17 protein-coding genes and 1 pseudogene are annotated in these 17,899 nt (G+C 50.9%); 1 reads left to right on the top strand and 17 read right to left on the bottom strand.

The genetic code is table 11. The features are described from left to right. Positions 1 to 10: 10 nt before the first annotated feature. The gene (locus GT1_RS15115) at positions 11 to 1,198 is read right to left on the bottom strand and encodes an MFS transporter (RefSeq protein WP_223226288.1); all 1,188 of its coding nucleotides are present in this window, start codon (positions 1,196 to 1,198) and stop codon (positions 11 to 13) included. A 165-nt stretch (positions 1,199 to 1,363) separates the two neighbouring features. Here GT1_RS15115 and GT1_RS15120 point away from each other — a divergent pair, with 165 nt between their 5' ends. After that, positions 1,364 to 2,236 carry an AraC family transcriptional regulator gene (locus GT1_RS15120; protein ID WP_188399434.1) on the top strand — a complete coding sequence of 291 codons (873 nt, stop codon included), beginning with the start codon at positions 1,364 to 1,366 and terminating at the stop codon, positions 2,234 to 2,236. Positions 2,237 to 2,397: 161 nt separating this feature from the next. On the opposite strand, the gene yaaA is transcribed toward GT1_RS15120, so the two are convergent. From yaaA to GT1_RS15200, 16 genes and pseudogenes are all read right to left on the bottom strand, one after another. Next, the gene (gene yaaA / locus GT1_RS15125) at positions 2,398 to 3,150 is read right to left on the bottom strand and encodes a peroxide stress protein YaaA (protein WP_250729205.1); all 753 of its coding nucleotides are present in this window, start codon (positions 3,148 to 3,150) and stop codon (positions 2,398 to 2,400) included. 111 nt (positions 3,151 to 3,261) lie between these two features. Beyond that, entirely contained in the window at positions 3,262 to 3,630 is a 369-nt protein-coding gene (locus tag GT1_RS22775) for a type II toxin-antitoxin system RelE/ParE family toxin (protein ID WP_188399436.1), read from the bottom strand. After that, a complete protein-coding gene (locus tag GT1_RS15135; RefSeq protein WP_075752249.1) occupies positions 3,593 to 3,922 on the bottom strand; it encodes a hypothetical protein in 330 nt (109 codons plus the stop codon). The genes GT1_RS22775 and GT1_RS15135 overlap by 38 nt, the downstream gene beginning before the upstream one ends. Positions 3,923 to 3,982: 60 nt before the next feature. Continuing rightward, positions 3,983 to 4,348, bottom strand: coding sequence for a 5'-methylthioadenosine/S-adenosylhomocysteine nucleosidase (locus tag GT1_RS15140; RefSeq protein ID WP_223226289.1), 366 nt, complete (start codon positions 4,346 to 4,348; stop codon positions 3,983 to 3,985). Positions 4,349 to 4,361: 13 nt separating this feature from the next. Continuing rightward, positions 4,362 to 5,170, bottom strand: a pseudogene (gene pgeF / locus GT1_RS22780) (peptidoglycan editing factor PgeF). Positions 5,171 to 5,220: 50 nt separating this feature from the next. Beyond that, on the bottom strand, positions 5,221 to 6,273 hold the full coding sequence (locus tag GT1_RS15150; protein WP_373325899.1) for a PocR ligand-binding domain-containing protein: 1,053 nt from the start codon (positions 6,271 to 6,273) through the stop codon (positions 5,221 to 5,223). Positions 6,274 to 6,600: 327 nt separating this feature from the next. Beyond that, positions 6,601 to 7,182, bottom strand: coding sequence for a 4Fe-4S single cluster domain-containing protein (locus tag GT1_RS15155; protein ID WP_188399439.1), 582 nt, complete (start codon positions 7,180 to 7,182; stop codon positions 6,601 to 6,603). Continuing rightward, entirely contained in the window at positions 7,179 to 7,379 is a 201-nt protein-coding gene (locus GT1_RS15160) for a DUF2997 domain-containing protein (protein ID WP_188399440.1), read from the bottom strand. The genes GT1_RS15155 and GT1_RS15160 overlap by 4 nt, the downstream gene beginning before the upstream one ends. Before the next feature lie 31 nt (positions 7,380 to 7,410). Further along, positions 7,411 to 8,958 carry an AAA family ATPase gene (locus GT1_RS15165; RefSeq protein WP_188399441.1) on the bottom strand — a complete coding sequence of 516 codons (1,548 nt, stop codon included), beginning with the start codon at positions 8,956 to 8,958 and terminating at the stop codon, positions 7,411 to 7,413. Positions 8,959 to 8,972: 14 nt separating this feature from the next. Beyond that, entirely contained in the window at positions 8,973 to 9,353 is a 381-nt protein-coding gene (locus tag GT1_RS15170; RefSeq protein ID WP_188399442.1) for a DUF1257 domain-containing protein, read from the bottom strand. Between the two features lie 14 nt (positions 9,354 to 9,367). After that, on the bottom strand, positions 9,368 to 10,771 hold the full coding sequence (locus tag GT1_RS15175; RefSeq protein WP_188399443.1) for a hypothetical protein: 1,404 nt from the start codon (positions 10,769 to 10,771) through the stop codon (positions 9,368 to 9,370). 21 nt (positions 10,772 to 10,792) lie between these two features. After that, positions 10,793 to 12,898 (bottom strand): WD40 repeat domain-containing protein, encoded by a 2,106-nt coding sequence (locus tag GT1_RS15180; protein ID WP_188399444.1) that lies wholly within the window; start codon positions 12,896 to 12,898, stop codon positions 10,793 to 10,795. Positions 12,899 to 12,977: 79 nt separating this feature from the next. Next, positions 12,978 to 13,982: a cytochrome d ubiquinol oxidase subunit II gene (cydB, locus tag GT1_RS15185; RefSeq protein WP_075752228.1), complete on the bottom strand. Its 1,005-nt coding sequence runs from the start codon at positions 13,980 to 13,982 to the stop codon at positions 12,978 to 12,980. Continuing rightward, positions 13,973 to 15,358: a cytochrome ubiquinol oxidase subunit I gene (locus GT1_RS15190; protein WP_188399445.1), complete on the bottom strand. Its 1,386-nt coding sequence runs from the start codon at positions 15,356 to 15,358 to the stop codon at positions 13,973 to 13,975. Before GT1_RS15190 ends, cydB begins: the two co-directional genes overlap by 10 nt. A 179-nt stretch (positions 15,359 to 15,537) precedes the next feature. After that, complete coding sequence (locus GT1_RS15195; RefSeq protein WP_188399446.1) at positions 15,538 to 15,951, bottom strand: Rrf2 family transcriptional regulator; 414 nt, start codon at positions 15,949 to 15,951, stop codon at positions 15,538 to 15,540. Positions 15,952 to 16,115: 164 nt separating this feature from the next. After that, the gene (locus GT1_RS15200) at positions 16,116 to 17,804 is read right to left on the bottom strand and encodes a methyl-accepting chemotaxis protein (RefSeq protein ID WP_188399447.1); all 1,689 of its coding nucleotides are present in this window, start codon (positions 17,802 to 17,804) and stop codon (positions 16,116 to 16,118) included. Positions 17,805 to 17,899: the final 95 nt, after the last annotated feature.

Raw genomic sequence — 17,899 nt, forward strand, 5'->3', positions numbered from 1 at the left:
TTACTGTTCCTCAGCTTTCGGCCACAGGCTGCTTTGCCAGAACAGCAGCAGGTTCCTGAATAAACATGGTAAGGATAAAGCCGGCTATGGGCAGAACCGCCAGCAGATTAAATACCCACGGCAATCCCAAGGTATCGGCAACATGACCAAGCGCCAGAACACCCATAGCCCCTAACCCGATACTGAATCCCAGTGTCAGACCGGAAGCCATAGCAATATTATTGGGCATCATTTTCTGCGCCAGTACCAGACTGCTGGTAAAAGTCATGGCCAGCAAAATACTGACAAGGGCCAGAATAATAAACGCCCCAAAGCCATCCACTACTTTAAAAAGATACAAAAGCGGAGCAACCGGCAAAATAGAATATAGCATAACCCTTTTACTGCCGCAACGGTCACTCAACGGCCCGCCTATTAACGTACCCGCCGCGCCGGCAGCCAGATAAACCGTCAATAAGGATGCGGCATAAGCAGGACTGCCATGCAGGAAGGTGGTGTAATACAATGGTACAAAAGCGCTGAGCCCGGAATTTACAGTGGCCCGCATAAGCACCGTCCCGAGCAGTGCCACCAGCGGCAAATTCATACTGATTGCAATTTTAGCCTTACCAGAGCCGCTCTGTTTACGCTGCGGCAAACTGGCGAACACTTTCATGTTCCAAAGCAGCAAGGCGGCAATTATAATGTTGGGCACCGCGAAAATATAAAGAATATCAGGGCTGCCGACTAGCAAGGTTCCCAAAAATAACGAGCCAAGCGCAAAACCGGCATTGCCACCGACTGAAAATAAACTGGCACCCTTGCCCTTAGCTTCGCCACTCAGCAAATTGATTACTTTTGCTCCGTCCGGATGAAAAATTGCGGCACCTAATCCACTGATGGCTGTACACAACAGGACCAGTGAATAAGTGGGAACCAGTAAAGAAAACAACATCCCGACTCCACTTATAAAACACCCCAAAGGCATCCACCACGGCCGTGATTTTCGATCACTGAAATAACCGAATATCGGCTGGCTGACAGATGATGTCAGGTTTTGCAGTAACACAATGGCTGTTAATTCAGCGTAGCTTAGGCCAAATTTCACTTTAAAATAAGGCAAGGCTACAAACAAGGCGCCTGCCGCCAAGTCAGTCACGGCGTGGGCGCACGTAATCAGCCACAGGGAAGATGGAATACTTTTTACAGACCGCAGCAATATATCACTCCTCATATACTATTTGACAAACTGGATTTACCAGGATAATATTGATTGAACACCTCTTATTTGTTCATATTATAGTAGATAATCCGGAACATTTCATGGATAATATTAAGCAACTTTAGCACGATATTGATATTATTAGTAAAGGGAGGAATCTTGATGATTATTGCCGGCAACGGTCAGATGATCCATCATAATATAAAAAGCGACTTCCCGATTAACATCGGACGGAGAGAGTCTGTTGAGCCAGGTCCTATGTTAAAAAAGCATTGGCATGAAGAATTAATGATCTTTTATATAGAAAAGGGAACTGCCGTTATTCACTGCAATTCTGAACCTATCCCTGTAAGTGAGGGAAACCTTGTCATTATCAATTGTAATGACATCCATTATGTAGAAAACTGCTGTGACCATCTTGTCGAAACCTATATTCTCATCGATTTTAACTTCCTCCGCAGTCAGCAGGAGGATATCTGCCAAACCGCATACCTCACCCCATTGATACAAAACCGCATTCGTTTCCAGAATAAAATTGAAAATGACGGCGAGCTGCTCAGCCAGTTCCTTGATGTAATTAACGAATATGACCAGAAACAACCCGGTTATGAGCTATGGATTAAATCCTGCCTTTACCGTATTCTCGCTTTGCTGCTGCGGCGCTATACTATACCGGTTACTGATGAAATCAAAAACCGGCAGCACCACCAGTTACTGCCGGTAATAAAATATGTCGATAAGCATTTTAACCAAAAAATCACCCTTAAGAGTCTTGCCGCTATGGCTAATATTTGCCCCCATCACCTATGCCGTCTGTTTAAAAGCATTACCGGCATGCCGCCCATTGCCTATGTTAATTATTTACGTATCAACGCAGCTATGAAATTACTGCAGCAACAGGATTTACCTGTCGGAGAAGTTGCCCTGACCGTCGGCTTTAGTGACAGCAACTATTTCAGCCGCCTGTTCAAAAAATATAAAAATATCTCACCCGCAAAGGTGCCAAAAGAACCGGCCGGCACAAAAACCGGCTGATTGTGAGCACATCATCCTGGATCATGCTATCTGTCTCCTTTTATAAAGCAGACTTAGCTTCAGGTGGGGTTTTAACCCCATCTGAAGGTTAGTCGCCCTTATCCAGGGACTTAGTCGCTCTTACTCCCACCTGGAGAGGTGGGAGTCTTAGAGCGAGTTAGTCATCGGATAAATACAAAATGATCCGGCTTTGAATATTCGTCAGAATATGCATAGCCCTGCCGGTCAAAGTCTTTGATCTCCTCAGATTCTGTAATCTGACGCTCTGCCAGAAAACGCACCATCTCTCCCCTTGCCATTTTGCACAGGGTACCCTTTTCGATCAACCTTTCCTCTTTCCATTCGGCAAAGCTGCAGGTCAGAAAGTGAACTTTTTCCGGCAGATAGGAAGAAATAATTTTGCTGTACTCTTTGGAAGCCAGATTAATCAGCAAATCGGTTTCGCCGGCGAGCTGCCGGGCAAGCTTGTCCCCCCAGAACTCATACAGATTGCGGTAACCGTCACCCGCAAGTCCGGACTGCATTTCCAGGCGGTAAGGCGTCACACCGTCAAAAGGCAGCAGCAATCCATAAAAGCCGGAAAGAATGCGCAAATGCGCCTTAATATAGTCCAAATGCTGGTACTCAAAAATACCGGGAGCCATGTACCGGTACTGGATGCCCTCGTAAGCAAGAAGCGCCGGCGTAAGGCTTTGCCGCAAATCCATGCACTGCAGCCGCTCAAAATTCAGTCTGGCAAGAGAATCACTGCATCCCCAGAGTTTCTTCAACTGCTCATAGGCCATACTCTTCAGACACTTTAGCAGCAGCTCAGCCTCATCAAGAAATTGCGGCAGGCTTTCGTGCGGCAGACTGTCGGTTTCCATATTCATCTTTTTTGCCGGAGATATAATAATTCGCATGTTTTTATCCATTTCAAGCTATTTCATTTGGATTATCATTAGCTTATTAGATATTCCTTATTGTCCAATTCCCAAACCCAAACTGGTACTGAATAAATGCATGAATGATTGAGACCCTCCGAATTATTCGGAGGGTTCTATTTCTTCCATGCCTTCAGGGCCACTTATGATCAGCGCCCAGTTTCTCTTATTGTGTAAAATACGATGGATCTCAATAATCGACCCGCGCCAGACCCATAGGGCTGAATAGTTTGCGTGCACGGAAAACCGTAAGTATCCTTGCTCAGCTAAAAAAGGGTACGCTCTAGGCGGCAAACAGATATTGGGACTATTCGCTAAAACATTGTTTATCCTGGCCTTTACGTCTGCGACAAATTTTCTGGCATTCACAGAACTGTCTTGCGCTATATACATAGCTGCATCCCGAAGGTCTTTCCGAGCCGTAGGCACGATTTTAACCTGATACTTTCCGCTCTGTTTGCCTGTCGTCATCTTCCCGCTCCCTTAATTCAGCGTCTAATTCGTCCAAGACATCATTAACATCCCGACTTTCGCCTCTGCGGCTCTCGCCTGCCGCTTGAATAAGAGATTTATATAATTCATTTTCTTCTTTAATTTTTTCGAGTTCAGACATTAGAATTTCATAGTTTGTGTGACCAAGGACAACCAGCCTGCCAGTGCCTTTTTTCGTGATATATACCGGTAAGCTTTCGGTAATACAAAAATGTTCAATTTCGTCCATCTTCTTTGCCAAATCCGTCATAGGACGAATGATAGCTTTCATATTGTTTCACCTCTTTATGTTAGAACTCTACTTATATCATACCCAAACATCAATATAAAATCAATTTATAATCATTCTATAATCATTAAACTTTGCAAAAACCGATGTGTTTTTGATAGTATCAAAATATCGGTTATAGTGGGCACTGAATCGGAAGTCAGTGTCTCCCGGCTTTATATCAGGGTTTAGGCTGCCAGCTATACCAATATTAATAACAACATCTGGCGCATACTTCATTAGCATTGACTGGGTACAAATAGCAGCATGTACTTTTCCGACACCACATTTTCCCACTACAATATCGTAGCCATCCAATTTACCTCTATGAAAGGCAGCACCGCTGGTGACCGTATTATTCACTTCCGTCACATTTTTGGTTAGTTCAACAATTTCAACTTCCATCGCGCCGATAACTCCGATTAACATAGCTTCTTCTTTTTTAACAGGTAATTATCACAGCCACAAGTACCCCTGTTTTGCCATGTTCGGCCCGGTAAGAATAAAATAGCGGTGTATTGCAGGCTGTACAAACATTACTTAACACAATATTTTGTTTATCTACCCCAATATCCTCAAGCTGCCGGCAGTTGGCCTGCCCCAGGTCAAGCCGCCAATTACTGCCGTACGGGATTGCGATATCCTCCCACCAGCTAAACGCTTCCCGGTAACAGGCAATGACAGGCTCATCGACCTCATAGCAGCATTGGCCGATTGACGGGCCTATGCCGACAAGGCAATCGCCCGGTTCTGTACCAAAATGCTGTTGCATTGCCAGTACGGTCTTGGCGGCAAGACTTGCCGCCGTTCCCCGCCAACCGGCGTGACAAGCCCCGATGGCCCGGCGCTTCGGATCAACAAATAATAGCGGCACACAGTCGGCGAAAAAACCATTAAGGCAACACCCGCTGTATTGGTAACCAGTGCGTCTGTGCCTGGTAAACCGTCACAGTTCAATGCGCCTCTGCCCATAGCCTTTGCAGTAACCACAGCCACAGTATCACCATGTATTTGCTGATCACTTACAACAGTATCGGCAGCTATTCCCAGCGCCTGGAAGAACAGTTCACGATTGGCTGCAACTTTCTTAACATCATCGCCGGATCGCAAGCCCATATTTAAAGAATAAAAAGGGGCTTCACTAAGCCCCCCGATTCTGGTTGCCAACCCATGGCAGATTCCAATATTGTTAAAGTGGGCAAAAGTACCATACCATACGTTATTTGCTGCACATTGTATGGAAAAACTCATTTTCAATCTCCTATATCACTTGGTTTTCTAAAAATACATTTACCTCACAACTATATTTCATTGGCCATGGCATGCAATTGCTCAACCATGCTCGTTACTTCCTGAACGCTGGCGGTAACTTCCTCGATGGCGGCTGCCTGCTGTTCAACAGTAACCGAAGTGGCTTGTCCCATGGTTACCGTTTTATTAACTGATTCCTGGATGATGGTGGTAAATTCCTTTATTCTTCCTACAGTTTCTTTAGAATCACCGGAAAGCTTCCTGATTTCTTGCGCCACGACGCCAAAACCAAGGCCGGCCGTTCCTGCCCGTGCCGCTTCAATGGCTGCGTTCAGGCCCAATAAACGGGTTTCATCAGCTATATCTTTGATAAAGTCCATGACTTCATTGATTTTTCCTGATACAACATTTACATTTTGGATTTCGTCGTTAAGGATATTTTGGTTGGTGCTAACATCACCGGCAGACGCTGCTAATTCTTCCATGGTTGCCGATATTTGCAGCACACTGTCATTAATTAATTCGGCCATATGCTTTAGCCGGTTTTGCTGATACCAGGTTTTAGAAAGCGTATTGGCAACCAGGTACAAAACATTTGCTGCCGCCTCTATGTTTTTTCGGGGCACCTGCTTAATCTCCCGAAGTGCGGCCAGGTATTGATCCGGGTCGACGCCAATTTCCTGGGCCACTTTGCGATAATAGGCTTCATCCGGCGCTGCAATCAATACCTGCCCACCGAGAATGGAACCGATTTGCTGTCCTCCCAGCATAATCGGTACGCCAAAATCAACCAGCCCGGCGTGACAGTCATAGATAGCCGGTTTCCCGGTTCGGGCTGACTCCTCACCGCCTTTGCGGTCGCATTCCATACAGCGGGCAAGCCCGGTTTTGGAACCCCGGGTATATTCCATGCAAAATTTGGTAAAACGGCTGGGCTGAGTAACCGGATTTCCGTCCCTGTCCACGGTAATACTGGCGACTCCTATGGCTTCGGCAAAAGCATCCTGAAATTTTTGCAAAAAATCAACATCAATTATATCCCGTAATTGAACGGCGCTCATATCTGCTACTTCCCGAACCTGACTTGCTGCTCTCGGCTTCATAGTTATCCCTACCTTTCTCTTCATTCCAAGTACAAAACGAAATGCTTTTTGTACTTATGCGGGGATACCGGCACTACAAATCATGCTATGTTCTTCAAGCACGATAATCCAGAGCTCCACCTTTTCTGAATATTTATATTATTATTGTTTTACCCAATAAAACCTGTGTAAAATCTAATGAACATATGTGACTTTCTTGCGTATTTGCTCAGGTAATTTGTCTATTGCGCGCCCATCACAGCTAAATTAACACTCATTTGCCCTGACATGCCATTGTTCAACCATGCTTGTTATGTCCTGAGCCTGGCTGCTTGCGGCTTCATAGCATTATTTAAAGCCTGTAGTTACTATATTGCCGGCCAAATCAACAGTAAATTCCAGAGTATGCCCCAGAGAGCTATGCCTGTCAGGGTGATTTTTCAGTCTGTCAGTAAGATATATCAGTTCCTGGTTGGCAGAACCTAACAGATAGTCTTGTGAAGGCAGATCTTTCTTATACGGCCCTGCCACCAGTACATCGGCAGCCGCCAGCAGGCGGTTCCAGTCAGGGTTATTGGCTGCCGTAAGGTCGGCATAGGTATAGCCGGTAAAGATAACAACCGTGAGCCCCGCTGCCTGCAATTGTTCGGCCAGTCCCGCCAAAGCCGCGGCTTGCGCGAAAGGCTCGCCGCCAGAAAAGGTAACGCCGTCTATTTCCCTGACAGCAAGAATACGGGCAGCCAATTCCGCCGCCGGCAGCCATTCATTGTCCCGGAACTCCAGCATGTCCTGATTGAAGCAGTCTTCGCAGCGGCGGGGACAGCCCTGCACCCAGACTACCGCACGCAGGCCGGGACCATTGGCGCGTGATTTCGCCAAAAAGGCGGCCATATTAATCAGGCCGCCATCTTCTTGCCTTTGGCTGTTCATCGCTGGTTATTCCTTACCTTGGAGGTATCTGCCGGCTGCTCATAATACTCGGAGTTCATCTCACGCACCTTGACTTCTCCCAAGGCATCCTCAATGGGTTTAGTGATATCCAGGCATTTACCGCCTTTGGCCCCGGCTACCTTGATATTGACTTTGCCGTTGGCGTCAATAGTGATTTCCAGTTCTTCCTTTTCCATAGAAACTCCTTCCTTTCCCTTAGTGCTGGCCTTAGTCCTGGTCTTCTATTTCCAAAAGCACCTGAGCGGAACCTGTTTCCCCGGCAACCTCGCCCGGATAGGAGGCCGACTGGGCGCGTCCCTCGTGCAGCCATTGCCTGAGGTACTGGATATTTTCCCGTTGGGAAACCGACAGCGGCACTTGGCGTTTTAGCGAAATAACCACATCCTCGGTGGTGATTTCGCGCATATTATCGCTGAAAGCTAAGTACATGGCATCAATAATGGCCTGTTCAATCTCGGCGCCAACATAGCCGTCCGATTCTTTCACCAGGCGTTTGAGGTCAAAATCACGCGGATTACGATTACGCCGTTTAAGATGGGTGGCAAAAATCTCGCGGCGTTCGGCCATATGCGGCAAATCGAGGAAGAATATCTCATCAAACCGGCCTTTGCGCATTAACTCAGGGGGTAATGCCGCAATGTTATTGGCAGTAGCCACTACAAAGCAAGGCGCTTTTTTATCCTGCATCCAGGTTAACAGGGTGGCAAATACCCGCTGGCTGGTACCGGCGTCACCGGCGCCAAAAGCAAAGGCTTTTTCAATCTCATCGACCCACAGGATGCAGGGGGCAATGGTCTCGGCAATATTGAGCGCCCGGCGGGTGCGGTCTTCCGACTCACCGACATAAGAGCCAAACAGCGCGCCGACATCCAGCCGGAGCAGCGGCAATTGCCACAGACTGCTGATCATTTTGGCGGTTAAGCTCTTACCGGTGCCGGGAATACCTACCATGGCAATTCCCTTAGGCGCCGGCAAACCGTATTCACGGGCATCTTTGGTAAAGGCCATTTCCCTGAGCCGCAGCCAGTCTTTCAACACTCCCAGGCCGCCGACACTTTCAGCCGTCTCGCTGGTATTCAAAAATTCCAGGGCTTCGCTTTGGCGCACAAGCTGGGCTTTATCTTCGGTAATCAGGGAAATACTGCGGTCATCCAAGCAGCCGCAGGTAACAATGGCCTTCGAGAATACGCGGCGGGCCTGGCCTGCCGTCATCCCCATAGCGGCCTGCACCACCTTTTCGCGGCCGGTATCTGTCAGATTGATTTTGACATTGGCCCCTTTCAGCAGTCCGTCAAGTACGCCGTCAAGCTCTTCCCCGGTGGGACGTTTCAGATGCATAACCACGGCTTCATCCTGCAGCTCGTCGGGAATTTGCCCAGTGGGAGTGGTAATGACAAGGGAGGTCCGGGTCTGGGTCAGACGCTGCACAACGCTTCTGAGCTTACGCCTGACCGGCGGATTGGTCCAAAAGTCATGAAAATCCTTGCAGACAAAAATTGTCCCGGTATTCTCCATCCCTTCCTTTTCCATCAAATCCAGCGCCACCAGCGGATCCCGGCACTTTAAATCAAGGGAGGTGCGCCCGGTAAGCACCGTAAAGGCATCGGCAACGTCCCAGGACAGGCAGGTGCGGTTTTTTTGCTCGCACACAGCCTTAACATGCTCGATGGCGCGCTGCTCTTCAGGTGTCACGATGACAATGAGTGTAACCCGCGCTCTGATATAGGTATCGAATTGTTCGGCAAAAGTATCCATAGTGTTAACCTCCTCTACACCCATCTTCTCACCGTCAGGCGTATTTCCCCGCCGGCGTCCCGCTGCTGTTCCACAACATTAAAGCCCTGGCGGCGTACCTGCTCCATGACGGTGGTCAGCGCATATTGCTGCTGAACCTTGGTGGTGAACTCCTGTTCATTGGTCCCCTGCACGCCAAACCAGTCGGTCACAAAGCTGTACGTGCCGTCAGGACCCAGCACAAAACCAATATCATATCCCTGCTGCATGCGGACAGCAATATCAACCGGGGTTTCCTGCCCGCGATAGCCTGTAATCAGGGTATTTTCCTCAACCTCATAGCCTAATTCCCGTAAGGCACTCAGCAGGATCTCTTTATTTTTTATCTTGGTTGCCACCTGAGTAAAATGCGACATCACACGCTCCTCCTTTACACTAACTTAGCGACTACCGCCCTGTCTGCAAGCAGTTCGCCGCTGCCGGCCGCTGTCGCTGTTACCAGTAACTGCCCGGCACTATCCAGGCTGACGCTGACTGTCAGCACTGCCTGCCCTTTAGCGGCCGGCAGCCGGGTTGTCAAAATCAGCGGATTGTCCTCATTAATACACTGCCCGCCATCTTCCAGGCGGTAGATAAATAACGCAAACTCCTGCTGCCCGTCATAGCTGGCCTTAACCGTAAATTCACCGACCGCGCCGGTACTCGGATAAAACATGCCTGCTCCCACAAGCTCACGGTACTGGTAACCTGCTGCCGCTAAAAAACGCAAACCATAGCTATGGCGGATATAGCCGCAGGCATCCTCCCCGGCGGCCAGAGCTGCGCCGCCGCAAGCGGCAGCAGCCAGCGGCTGCTTATCATATACCGGAATCCCGGTAAAAAGGCTGTGCAGTGCTGCCACAATCGCCGGGGTTACACTACTGCCTGTTACCACTGCCCCTGCCAGGCTGCCGACCGGATACCCCAGCCGCTCAGCCTCCCGTAACGCCTGCTGTACAATAGCTGTCAACTGCATCGGTTCACCGCCCGGCTCCTCGCCGGTCAGCCATTCGGCACAGCGGCTCAGCACCCGCAGGTGCCGCTTACTGGTATCATCCTGAGAAAAAGAACCGCTGCCGCCTGAATAAGGGTAGCAGCCGCCCGGCCCTGACATCAAACACCTGGCATCTGCCATGTTTTCCTTGCCTGCAGGAATAGTCACCCGGACAATGACAGCCTCCACCATATCGGCGTTTACCGTAATAACAACATATACTGCCTCAGGCTTAAGCGGCATACCTGCCCCCCTGGCGGCCGCCCATGGTTGTTCTACCAATTCCAAACGGCTAAAGCCCGCCTGGCGGACGGCATTTTCCAGCCAGCGCCGGTAACGCTGCCAAATCTTTTCTGATTGGCACGCCGCTGCCGGCATCGTAAACATAATAGCCGCTTCACCGGCTAATCCCAGAGCCTGACCGGCACGGCTGATAAACGAAGCTAAGTAGTCTCCGGCGATCTCCTGTCCGCTCAGCCGCCGTCTGCCGGCCAGGCTATACACCGTTTTGCCGGTAATTACGTCGGCCTGTAAGTTACTAAATAGTTTCCGCTCAACAGCCACGCCGCTCAGTCCCTCTGCCGCCTCTTGCCCGACCAGCAATACCTCACCGGCCTCGGCTGCTCCATAGCTGATTAAAGACGGAGCCGCGTACACCCTTTTCGCCTGACCAACGGCATTTCCCGGTATCGGGCGGGTCACGCCGGGAATATATAAAACCTCTGCCTGCCGGACATCCTGCCGCCAATAGGCTGCCACCGTATAGCAATTGCCAAAATCAATAGTCAGGCCTCCAGCCATTGGCATCACCCCTTACCACACTCACGCTAAAGTAATATCATAACGAAATTTAGCCGCCAGCACAGCCTCGAAAAAGGCGGTTGCCTGCCTGGCCTCCGGCGGGCATTCAGGCGCCGCCAGCAGCACCAGCGCCTGTTGCCAGTCCGCATGAGTTGCCAGCGCCAGCGGCTTGGTAAAACGCAGCTGCTGCAGGGCGATACTGCCCTCAGGTCCGGCCACAGCGGCCACAGCCGCATCACGGCTGACTGCCAGCAGCCTGCCCGAACAGCCAGCGCTCCATAAGAGCTTACTGCCCTCAACTGTCCAGACCTTAATCATATCATCCGCACCATGAGTAATCAGCAACCGCCCGTCGCCGCTGAACAGCATGGCCTTAACCGGTCCGGCATGGGCTGCCCAGGACCGATTCCCCCCCTTGCCGCCGGCCAGCGTATAGATACGGATTTTGCCGTCCCGTCCGCCGCCGGCCGCTTTGCTTTGCTCCAGATTCAGGGTACCGGCAGCAAACAGGCTGCCGGGATACTGTCCCCGGTTGGTCATGTACGCTCCGTCCCAGGTCCAAACCCGTGCCGGCAGCACACCGCCGGGACATGCCAGCGCCAACAGCCGGCCGCCGTTATCGGCTGTTATGGCAGTAACCAAGCCAGGCTGACCGCTGACACTGCTCACCCATTTAATATCAGGCATGTGCCAGACATGCACCTTGGCTTCCCGGCCGGCAGTCACCAGATAACGGCCATCCGGGGTAAAGGTTATTGCCGTAATACCGTCAGTATGCAGGTCTACTGTACGCCACAGGCTGCCGCTGGCCACCTGCCACAGGCGCAGCCGCCCGTCGCTGCCGCCGCCGGCCACAATCCGCCCATTTGGATGGATGGCAACACATTCAATGACCGCTTGCACCTCCTGCGTCTCCAGCATAACCGGCTGCCTTCCGGCCGGCACAAACAGCTCCCGGCCGGCCGGCGGGCAGTTGGCACAAATTTTTTCCCAGCCTGTATACTCCCAGTTCTTCGGCACCCAGCCGGCACTGTCCAAAGCCAGCACAATCTCGGCAGCCCAGCCGGCCGGCGCCCGATACGCCAAACGGTACAGCTCCTGCCAGCGTTCCTGACTGACCAGCATATCCAGCATGGCTGCCCAGTCGTCATCGGTAAGCTCTTCATACTCATCCCGGCTGCCGCCTTCCAATAACAGCCCGGCCAGCAGCAAACTGTGACCGCTGCGGCGGGCAGCTGCCAAAAACAGCTGCCGCTCGGCAGGAGTGGCCTGATTATAGCCTTTGGTCAGCAAAGGCCTGGTCTCTTGCCAGTCAAGTGCATAATAGTTCTCCCACTGCCCGGTAATGCAATAATAGAGAGCGGCTTTACTGGCTGTGGCCGGAGCATAGCGGGCAATGGCCGCCCAATGTTTCAGCCGCTCGTTTTCTCCGGCAAGCACCATTTCGCATACCGCATTAATGGCCTGCCGGTCAGTCAGGGTCAGCAACAGACGCCTGGCCCGCCCGGCAATGCTTCTATCGGCATCATCCACTGCCGCCAGCAACTCCGGGATCAGTGCCGGGCCTTCTGCCAGCATCCGTCTGTCGGCACCGGTCTTGAGCACAGTTAAAAGTCTTAATCCCAGCGGCTGTGATGCCAGATAACCGGCATCCAGAATGATTTGCTCCAGGTGCGGGTTGCGGGACTCGGCCCACAGCCCGCATAAGGTATCAATAGCACTGCCGTCAGTTAAGCGCGTAAGGGCTTCCCGGGCATTAGCCGCCAGTTCATCCTTGCCTGCCAGCGCTTCCACCAGGGGACCAATTACCTCCGGCCCCATTTCAGCCGGGAGGTGGGGCTGGCCGTCACATAGAGCTGCCAGTACCTTTTCCCGTATAACAGCTTCAGCCTCCGCCTGAGCCGCAGCGGCATCGTCAGCCGCAGCTTCTGACAAGCCATTCTCCTGTTCCGGCTGGATTTTCGCCATAATTCCCCAGACGATTTCCCGGATATTCTGACGCTCCCCGCCAGCCAGTTGCTCCTTAATCACAGCTTCTGCCAAGCTTTCAAGCTCGGCTATATAACCACCGGGATAAATCCAGGATAACTGCCATAAATACTCTTTATCCTCGTCCTGTAACGCCATAGCCCCTCACCACCCGTACCTAGTATCTTACGCCACCTACATTTTAAGTTCTGCAAGGTACTGTCGCTTAGTCGCTGAATCAATACTCCAGGTCTTTAGCCGTAACCCGCTTGCGGAAGGTCCAGTATACCCAGCCTTGGTAGACAAGCACGACAGGTACCAGTGCCAGCGCCGCCACTGTCATGATCTGCAAGGTATACTGCGACGATGACGCATTGGTGATTGTCAGGCTCCAGGCCGGATTGAGACTGGATACCATAAGCCGGGGAAACAGGCCCCAGAAAAAAGCTACTGTCGTGAAGGCAATCGTCAGACTGCTTAAAGTAAAGCCCAGACCATAGCGTTTGGCATACACGGCGGCATAGGCGCCGACAAACAGGACAACTGCCCCCCAGAGAGTTATGCCTGCGCCGGTACTGGCAAATAAATCGGTATTAGTATAGGTCATACCAACAAGCATCAGGCAGAATACGGCTGCCGGCACCCCGGCCTTAACAGCAGCCTTCCGGGCGCGTTCCACCATCTCGCCGGTGGTTTTGAGTGTCAGATACATAGCGCCATGGAAGATAAAGACCAGCAGGAAGGCTAGACCGCCAACCAGCGTATAGGGACTAAGCAAATCGAAGAAAGTACCGACATACTGCATATTCGCGTTGATGGGAACACCTTTGATTAAATTGGCAACAGCAACGCCCCAGAGCAGGGCAGGTATCGCGCTGCCGAAAAAAATCAGCCAGTCCCAGGTTGTGCGCCAGGCAGGATTTTCATCCTTACTGCGAAATTCAAAGGCCACACCACGCACAATGAGTGCCATCAGCATGAGGAACAAGGCCAGGTAAAAACCGCTGAACATGGTGGCATACACGTGTGGAAAGGCGGCAAACATGGCTCCGCCGGCGGTAATCATCCATACCTCGTTGCCATCCCAAACCGGGCCGATAGTGTTAATCAGCACCCGGCGTTCGGTATCGTTTTTCCCCAAAACAGGAAGCAGTATCCCTACGCCATAGTCAAACCCTTCCAGGAAAAAGAAGCCAATAAACAGCACCGTAACCAGAACAAACCACAGTACACTTAACTCCACAATGTCGCCCCCTTTGCTGCCGGTTTAGTCGGAGTAACCGGAGTATCCACCGGACCTTGCCGCACAAACTTCTGCACAAGATATATGGCGGCAATGGCCAGCAAAGCGTACACCACGGTAAAGCCAATCAGCGAAATCCAGATGCTGCCTGCGCCAACTGACGGCGATACCGCCTCTTCCACCCGCTGCAAGCCAACCACAATCCAGGGTTGACGCCCGCCTTCGGTGACAAACCAGCCTGTCGAATTGGCGATATACGGCAGCGGCAAACTCCATAACACTGCTTTCAGTACACAGGGTTTGGCCTCCAGTTGGCCGCGCCACCACAGAAAACCGGCTGCCAGCACAATCAGCATCATCGCACTGCCTGCGGCCACCATAATGCGGAAGCTCCAAAATACCGGGGTTACTGCCGGCACATAGTTGCCGGGGCCATACTTGGCAATATACTCTTTTTCAATATCATTAATCCCCCTGATCGGAGTGTTGGGATCATTATTAGCCATAAGCGACAGCATGGCCGGAATCTTGATTTCAAATGAATTGGTTTTGTTCTCCTCATCAATCAGGGCGGCTACGGCAAAAGGTGCCGGATTGGCCGTTTCCCACAAGGCTTCGGCGGCAGCCAGCTTCATGGGCTGCGCCTTGGCAATAAACTGTGTCTGGGCATGACCGCTGCCCATTAAGAGGAACAAACTGATTGTCGTCCAGACAAGCCCCAGTTTAAAGGATGCCCGGAAAAAATCCACATGGGTTTTCCGGATCAGGTGATAGGCACTGATGGCAAGTACGAAGAAGCCGGCAGTGACCAAACCTGATAAGACAGTATGCGGAAACTGGTAGAAAACATAGGGATTAGTAATAAGTGCGATAAAGTCGGTCATTTCTGCGCGGCCGTTTTGCAGGGCATACCCCACAGGATTCTGCATAAAAGAGTTGGCAACCAGAATCCAAAAGGCCGAAAGATTGGTAGCCAGCGCCACAATCCAGATACTGGCGGCATGCAGCACTTTGGGTATACGGTCCCAGCCGAAAATCCATAACCCTAAGAAAATGGATTCCAGATAAAAGGCGGTAAGCGCCTCCAGCGCCAGCGGCGCACCAAAGATATCGCCCATAAACCGGGAATACTCAGACCAGTTCATCCCGAAATGAAATTCCTGAACAATACCTGTGACCACACCCATGGCAAAATTAATAAGAAATAGTTTGCCCCAAAACTTGGTTTGCTGCTTATACATTTCATTACCGGTGCGGACATAGATAGTTTCCAGAATGGCGATAATCAGCGACAGTCCGATCGTCAGCGGCACAAACAGAAAATGATAGACTGTCGTTATCCCGAATTGCCAGCGGGATAAAAGTAATTCTTCCATACTCCTACCTCCTACTTAATTTTAGCTTCAGCAGTCGGTAGTCCACCAAGCCCAAATCCACAGTGTTCTTGCCGCGATATTTCCCGCCCAGCTTCGTTGTCGTCACCTTACATATGTCCGATATGTGCGGCTCCTCCGCCTTGCTGGACGAAAAATCTCACGCAATTCATCCTATGGCTTTAGTCTTGGTTGACTACCAATGCTGCAAAAGTCACACTTGATAAATCGGCTGCCAGCCGTTCCTGAATGCCTGCCAGCGCATGGTGCACCGGGCACTCCTGCCCGCAGCTTTTATTGCAGGCATTGCGATCAGCCAGACAGCGGTGAATACCGAGCGGCCCTTCCATAGCGGTAATAACATCATATAATGTGATATTGTCCGGCGATTTTGCCAGGGCAAACCCGCCCTCTACCCCGCGATACGATTTCACCAGCCCGGCCGCTGCCAGCATGCGTACAATCTTCTGGAGAAACCGGTAGGGTATATTCTGGCGCTCGGCAATAATTACACCGCTTTCCACCGTCCCTGACGGCAGCCCCGCAAGATATAATACTACCCGGAATGCATAATCTGTGGCCTGATTAAGCTGCACAGCATCACCTCTTTCTAGTTGTCATAATTAATCAATACTGAACTGGTATAGTATTAATTTCATTGTACTGCCATTGCCTAAATTTTGTCAATATATATTCGTAAAAAAAATACATTCCCAAGGGATAATTTTTATCCCTTGGGAATGTCATTGTATCGCCTTTTTTACAATCTAAACTTCTGCACTGCTGTCTGTAAATTTTCTGCCAGTTGGGCGAGCGCCTGGCTGGAAGCGGCAATCTCTTCCATTGAGGCAGAGGTTTCTTCTGTTGCCGCCGAGATAGTTTGTGTTTGCCCGGCGGTATCTTTACTGATTTTATCAATATCCCGTACAGCTGTTACTATTTGTTGACTGGCTGCCGACATTTGCTGGATGGAAGCTGAGATTTCCCTGATTTGCTCTGAAACAGCGCCAATAAGATCAACAATCTCCTTAAATGCTTTGCCGGCAGTATTGACGACTTCACCGCCGATTTTTGCCTCCCGCGATCCTTCATTAATAGCCACAACCGAGTTTTCCGTCTCGGTCTGGATTTCCCCAATCAGGGCGGCAATCTGTTTGGCCGCTTCCTGGGACTGTTCGGCCAGCTTGCGCACCTCTTCGGCCACTACGGCAAAGCCCCGGCCTTGCTCCCCGGCACGGGCCGCCTCAATTGCGGCGTTTAGCGCCAACAGGTTCGTCTGCCCGGCAATCCCTGAGATAGTATTGACAATTTGTCCAATTTCCGTGGAGCGTTCACCTAGCTTTGTCACTACCTGCGCCGAACCGGCCACCGTCTTTTCAATGCTGGCCATTTGGGTGATTGCGGCATCCACAGCCGTATCTCCCTGCCGGGCTGTGGTCGCCGCCCTATCCGCCATCCGGGCCACATCATTGGCATTTACCGCCACCTGCTGAATACCGGCAGACATTTGTTCCACAACCGAAGCCGCCGTAACAACGGCGCTCACTTGCCTTTCCGCCCCTGTGGCCACTTCACTGACAGCTGAGGCTACCTGCTCAGTTGCCTGGGCCGACTGTTCGGCACTGGCTGTCAGTTCCTCGGAGGAGGCCGCCACCTGCTCAGTGGTTGAAGCAATTTGCCGAAGTAATTGTTTCAGATTGGCCTTCATGGTAACAAAGGCCCGTGCTACCTGACCAATTTCATCGGCAGAATCAATAATAACATCTTCATGGGTCAGATTACCCTGGGCAATTTCACCGGAGGCAACCGTTATCCGTTTCAGCGGATTGGCAATGCTTCGGCTGAGCAAGATCCCAATGGCAACCGCGATACAGGCTACCAGAATGTTAATAATCAATATCAGCATCTGGCTTTCTTTAGCCGTTTCTGACTGAGTTTGCGCTTCCGCCCGGACAATTACTTCGATTTCTTGTACCAATTCCTCGGCCGCACCCATTGCCGCCTTATAAGGCCCACCTGCTGCCTGCATATGCAGTGCAACTTGTTCGAGGTTGTTTGCCTGTTTAGCTGCTATCGATTTTTGGGCAATTGCCTCATAGGCAGCCTTGTCGGCCTTCATCTGCTGGAGAAGTTCCTTCCCTTTTCCGGTTTGTATCATTTGTTGTAAAACAGTCAGCTTTTCTTCAGAGCTTTTGCGATATTCCTCAAAAACCGGTAAATCTGATACATCACCGGTGAAATTGAACCTTCTCATGGCTACCGCCTCATTGGCTAAATCAGCAGCAAACCCCTGGGTCATACGCATTTTTTCCAGGTTACTGTTCATGGTTTGTGCATAGGATTCCTCGATTTCGCCGATTTTGAAATAACTGAAAATACTCATGATCGCTACCAGACCAACAACAAGCAAGAAGCCTCCTGTAATTTTTTTACCAATCGTGATGTTCATTTGATTTCCCTCGCCTTTCTGGACATAATTTCGTTGCATTTGTGAATGATGCAACAATCATGCCAGTCTGAAAGGACAGCCGGGTTACGCTTGCC

This window comes from Sporomusa sp. GT1, from assembly GCF_014634905.1.
GTDB classification, from domain to species: Bacteria; Bacillota; Negativicutes; order Sporomusales; family Sporomusaceae; genus Sporomusa; species Sporomusa sphaeroides.

Excerpts from the sequence above, each read along its gene's own strand:
- GT1_RS15120 (WP_188399434.1), top strand. The coding sequence starts at position 1,364 with ATGATTATTGCCGGCAACGGTCAGATGATCCATCATAATATAAAAAGC.
- yaaA (WP_250729205.1), bottom strand. The coding sequence starts at position 3,150 with ATGGATAAAAACATGCGAATTATTATATCTCCGGCAAAAAAGATGAAT.
- GT1_RS22775 (WP_188399436.1), bottom strand. The coding sequence starts at position 3,630 with ATGACGACAGGCAAACAGAGCGGAAAGTATCAGGTTAAAATCGTGCCT.
- GT1_RS15135 (WP_075752249.1), bottom strand. The coding sequence starts at position 3,922 with ATGAAAGCTATCATTCGTCCTATGACGGATTTGGCAAAGAAGATGGAC.
- GT1_RS15140 (WP_223226289.1), bottom strand. The coding sequence starts at position 4,348 with ATGTTAATCGGAGTTATCGGCGCGATGGAAGTTGAAATTGTTGAACTA.
- GT1_RS15150 (WP_373325899.1), bottom strand. The coding sequence starts at position 6,273 with ATGAAGCCGAGAGCAGCAAGTCAGGTTCGGGAAGTAGCAGATATGAGC.
- GT1_RS15155 (WP_188399439.1), bottom strand. The coding sequence starts at position 7,182 with ATGAACAGCCAAAGGCAAGAAGATGGCGGCCTGATTAATATGGCCGCC.
- GT1_RS15160 (WP_188399440.1), bottom strand. The coding sequence starts at position 7,379 with ATGGAAAAGGAAGAACTGGAAATCACTATTGACGCCAACGGCAAAGTC.
- GT1_RS15165 (WP_188399441.1), bottom strand. The coding sequence starts at position 8,958 with ATGGATACTTTTGCCGAACAATTCGATACCTATATCAGAGCGCGGGTT.
- GT1_RS15170 (WP_188399442.1), bottom strand. The coding sequence starts at position 9,353 with ATGTCGCATTTTACTCAGGTGGCAACCAAGATAAAAAATAAAGAGATC.
- GT1_RS15175 (WP_188399443.1), bottom strand. The coding sequence starts at position 10,771 with ATGGCTGGAGGCCTGACTATTGATTTTGGCAATTGCTATACGGTGGCA.
- GT1_RS15180 (WP_188399444.1), bottom strand. The coding sequence starts at position 12,898 with ATGGCGTTACAGGACGAGGATAAAGAGTATTTATGGCAGTTATCCTGG.
- GT1_RS15190 (WP_188399445.1), bottom strand. The coding sequence starts at position 15,358 with ATGGAAGAATTACTTTTATCCCGCTGGCAATTCGGGATAACGACAGTC.
- GT1_RS15200 (WP_188399447.1), bottom strand. The coding sequence starts at position 17,804 with ATGAACATCACGATTGGTAAAAAAATTACAGGAGGCTTCTTGCTTGTT.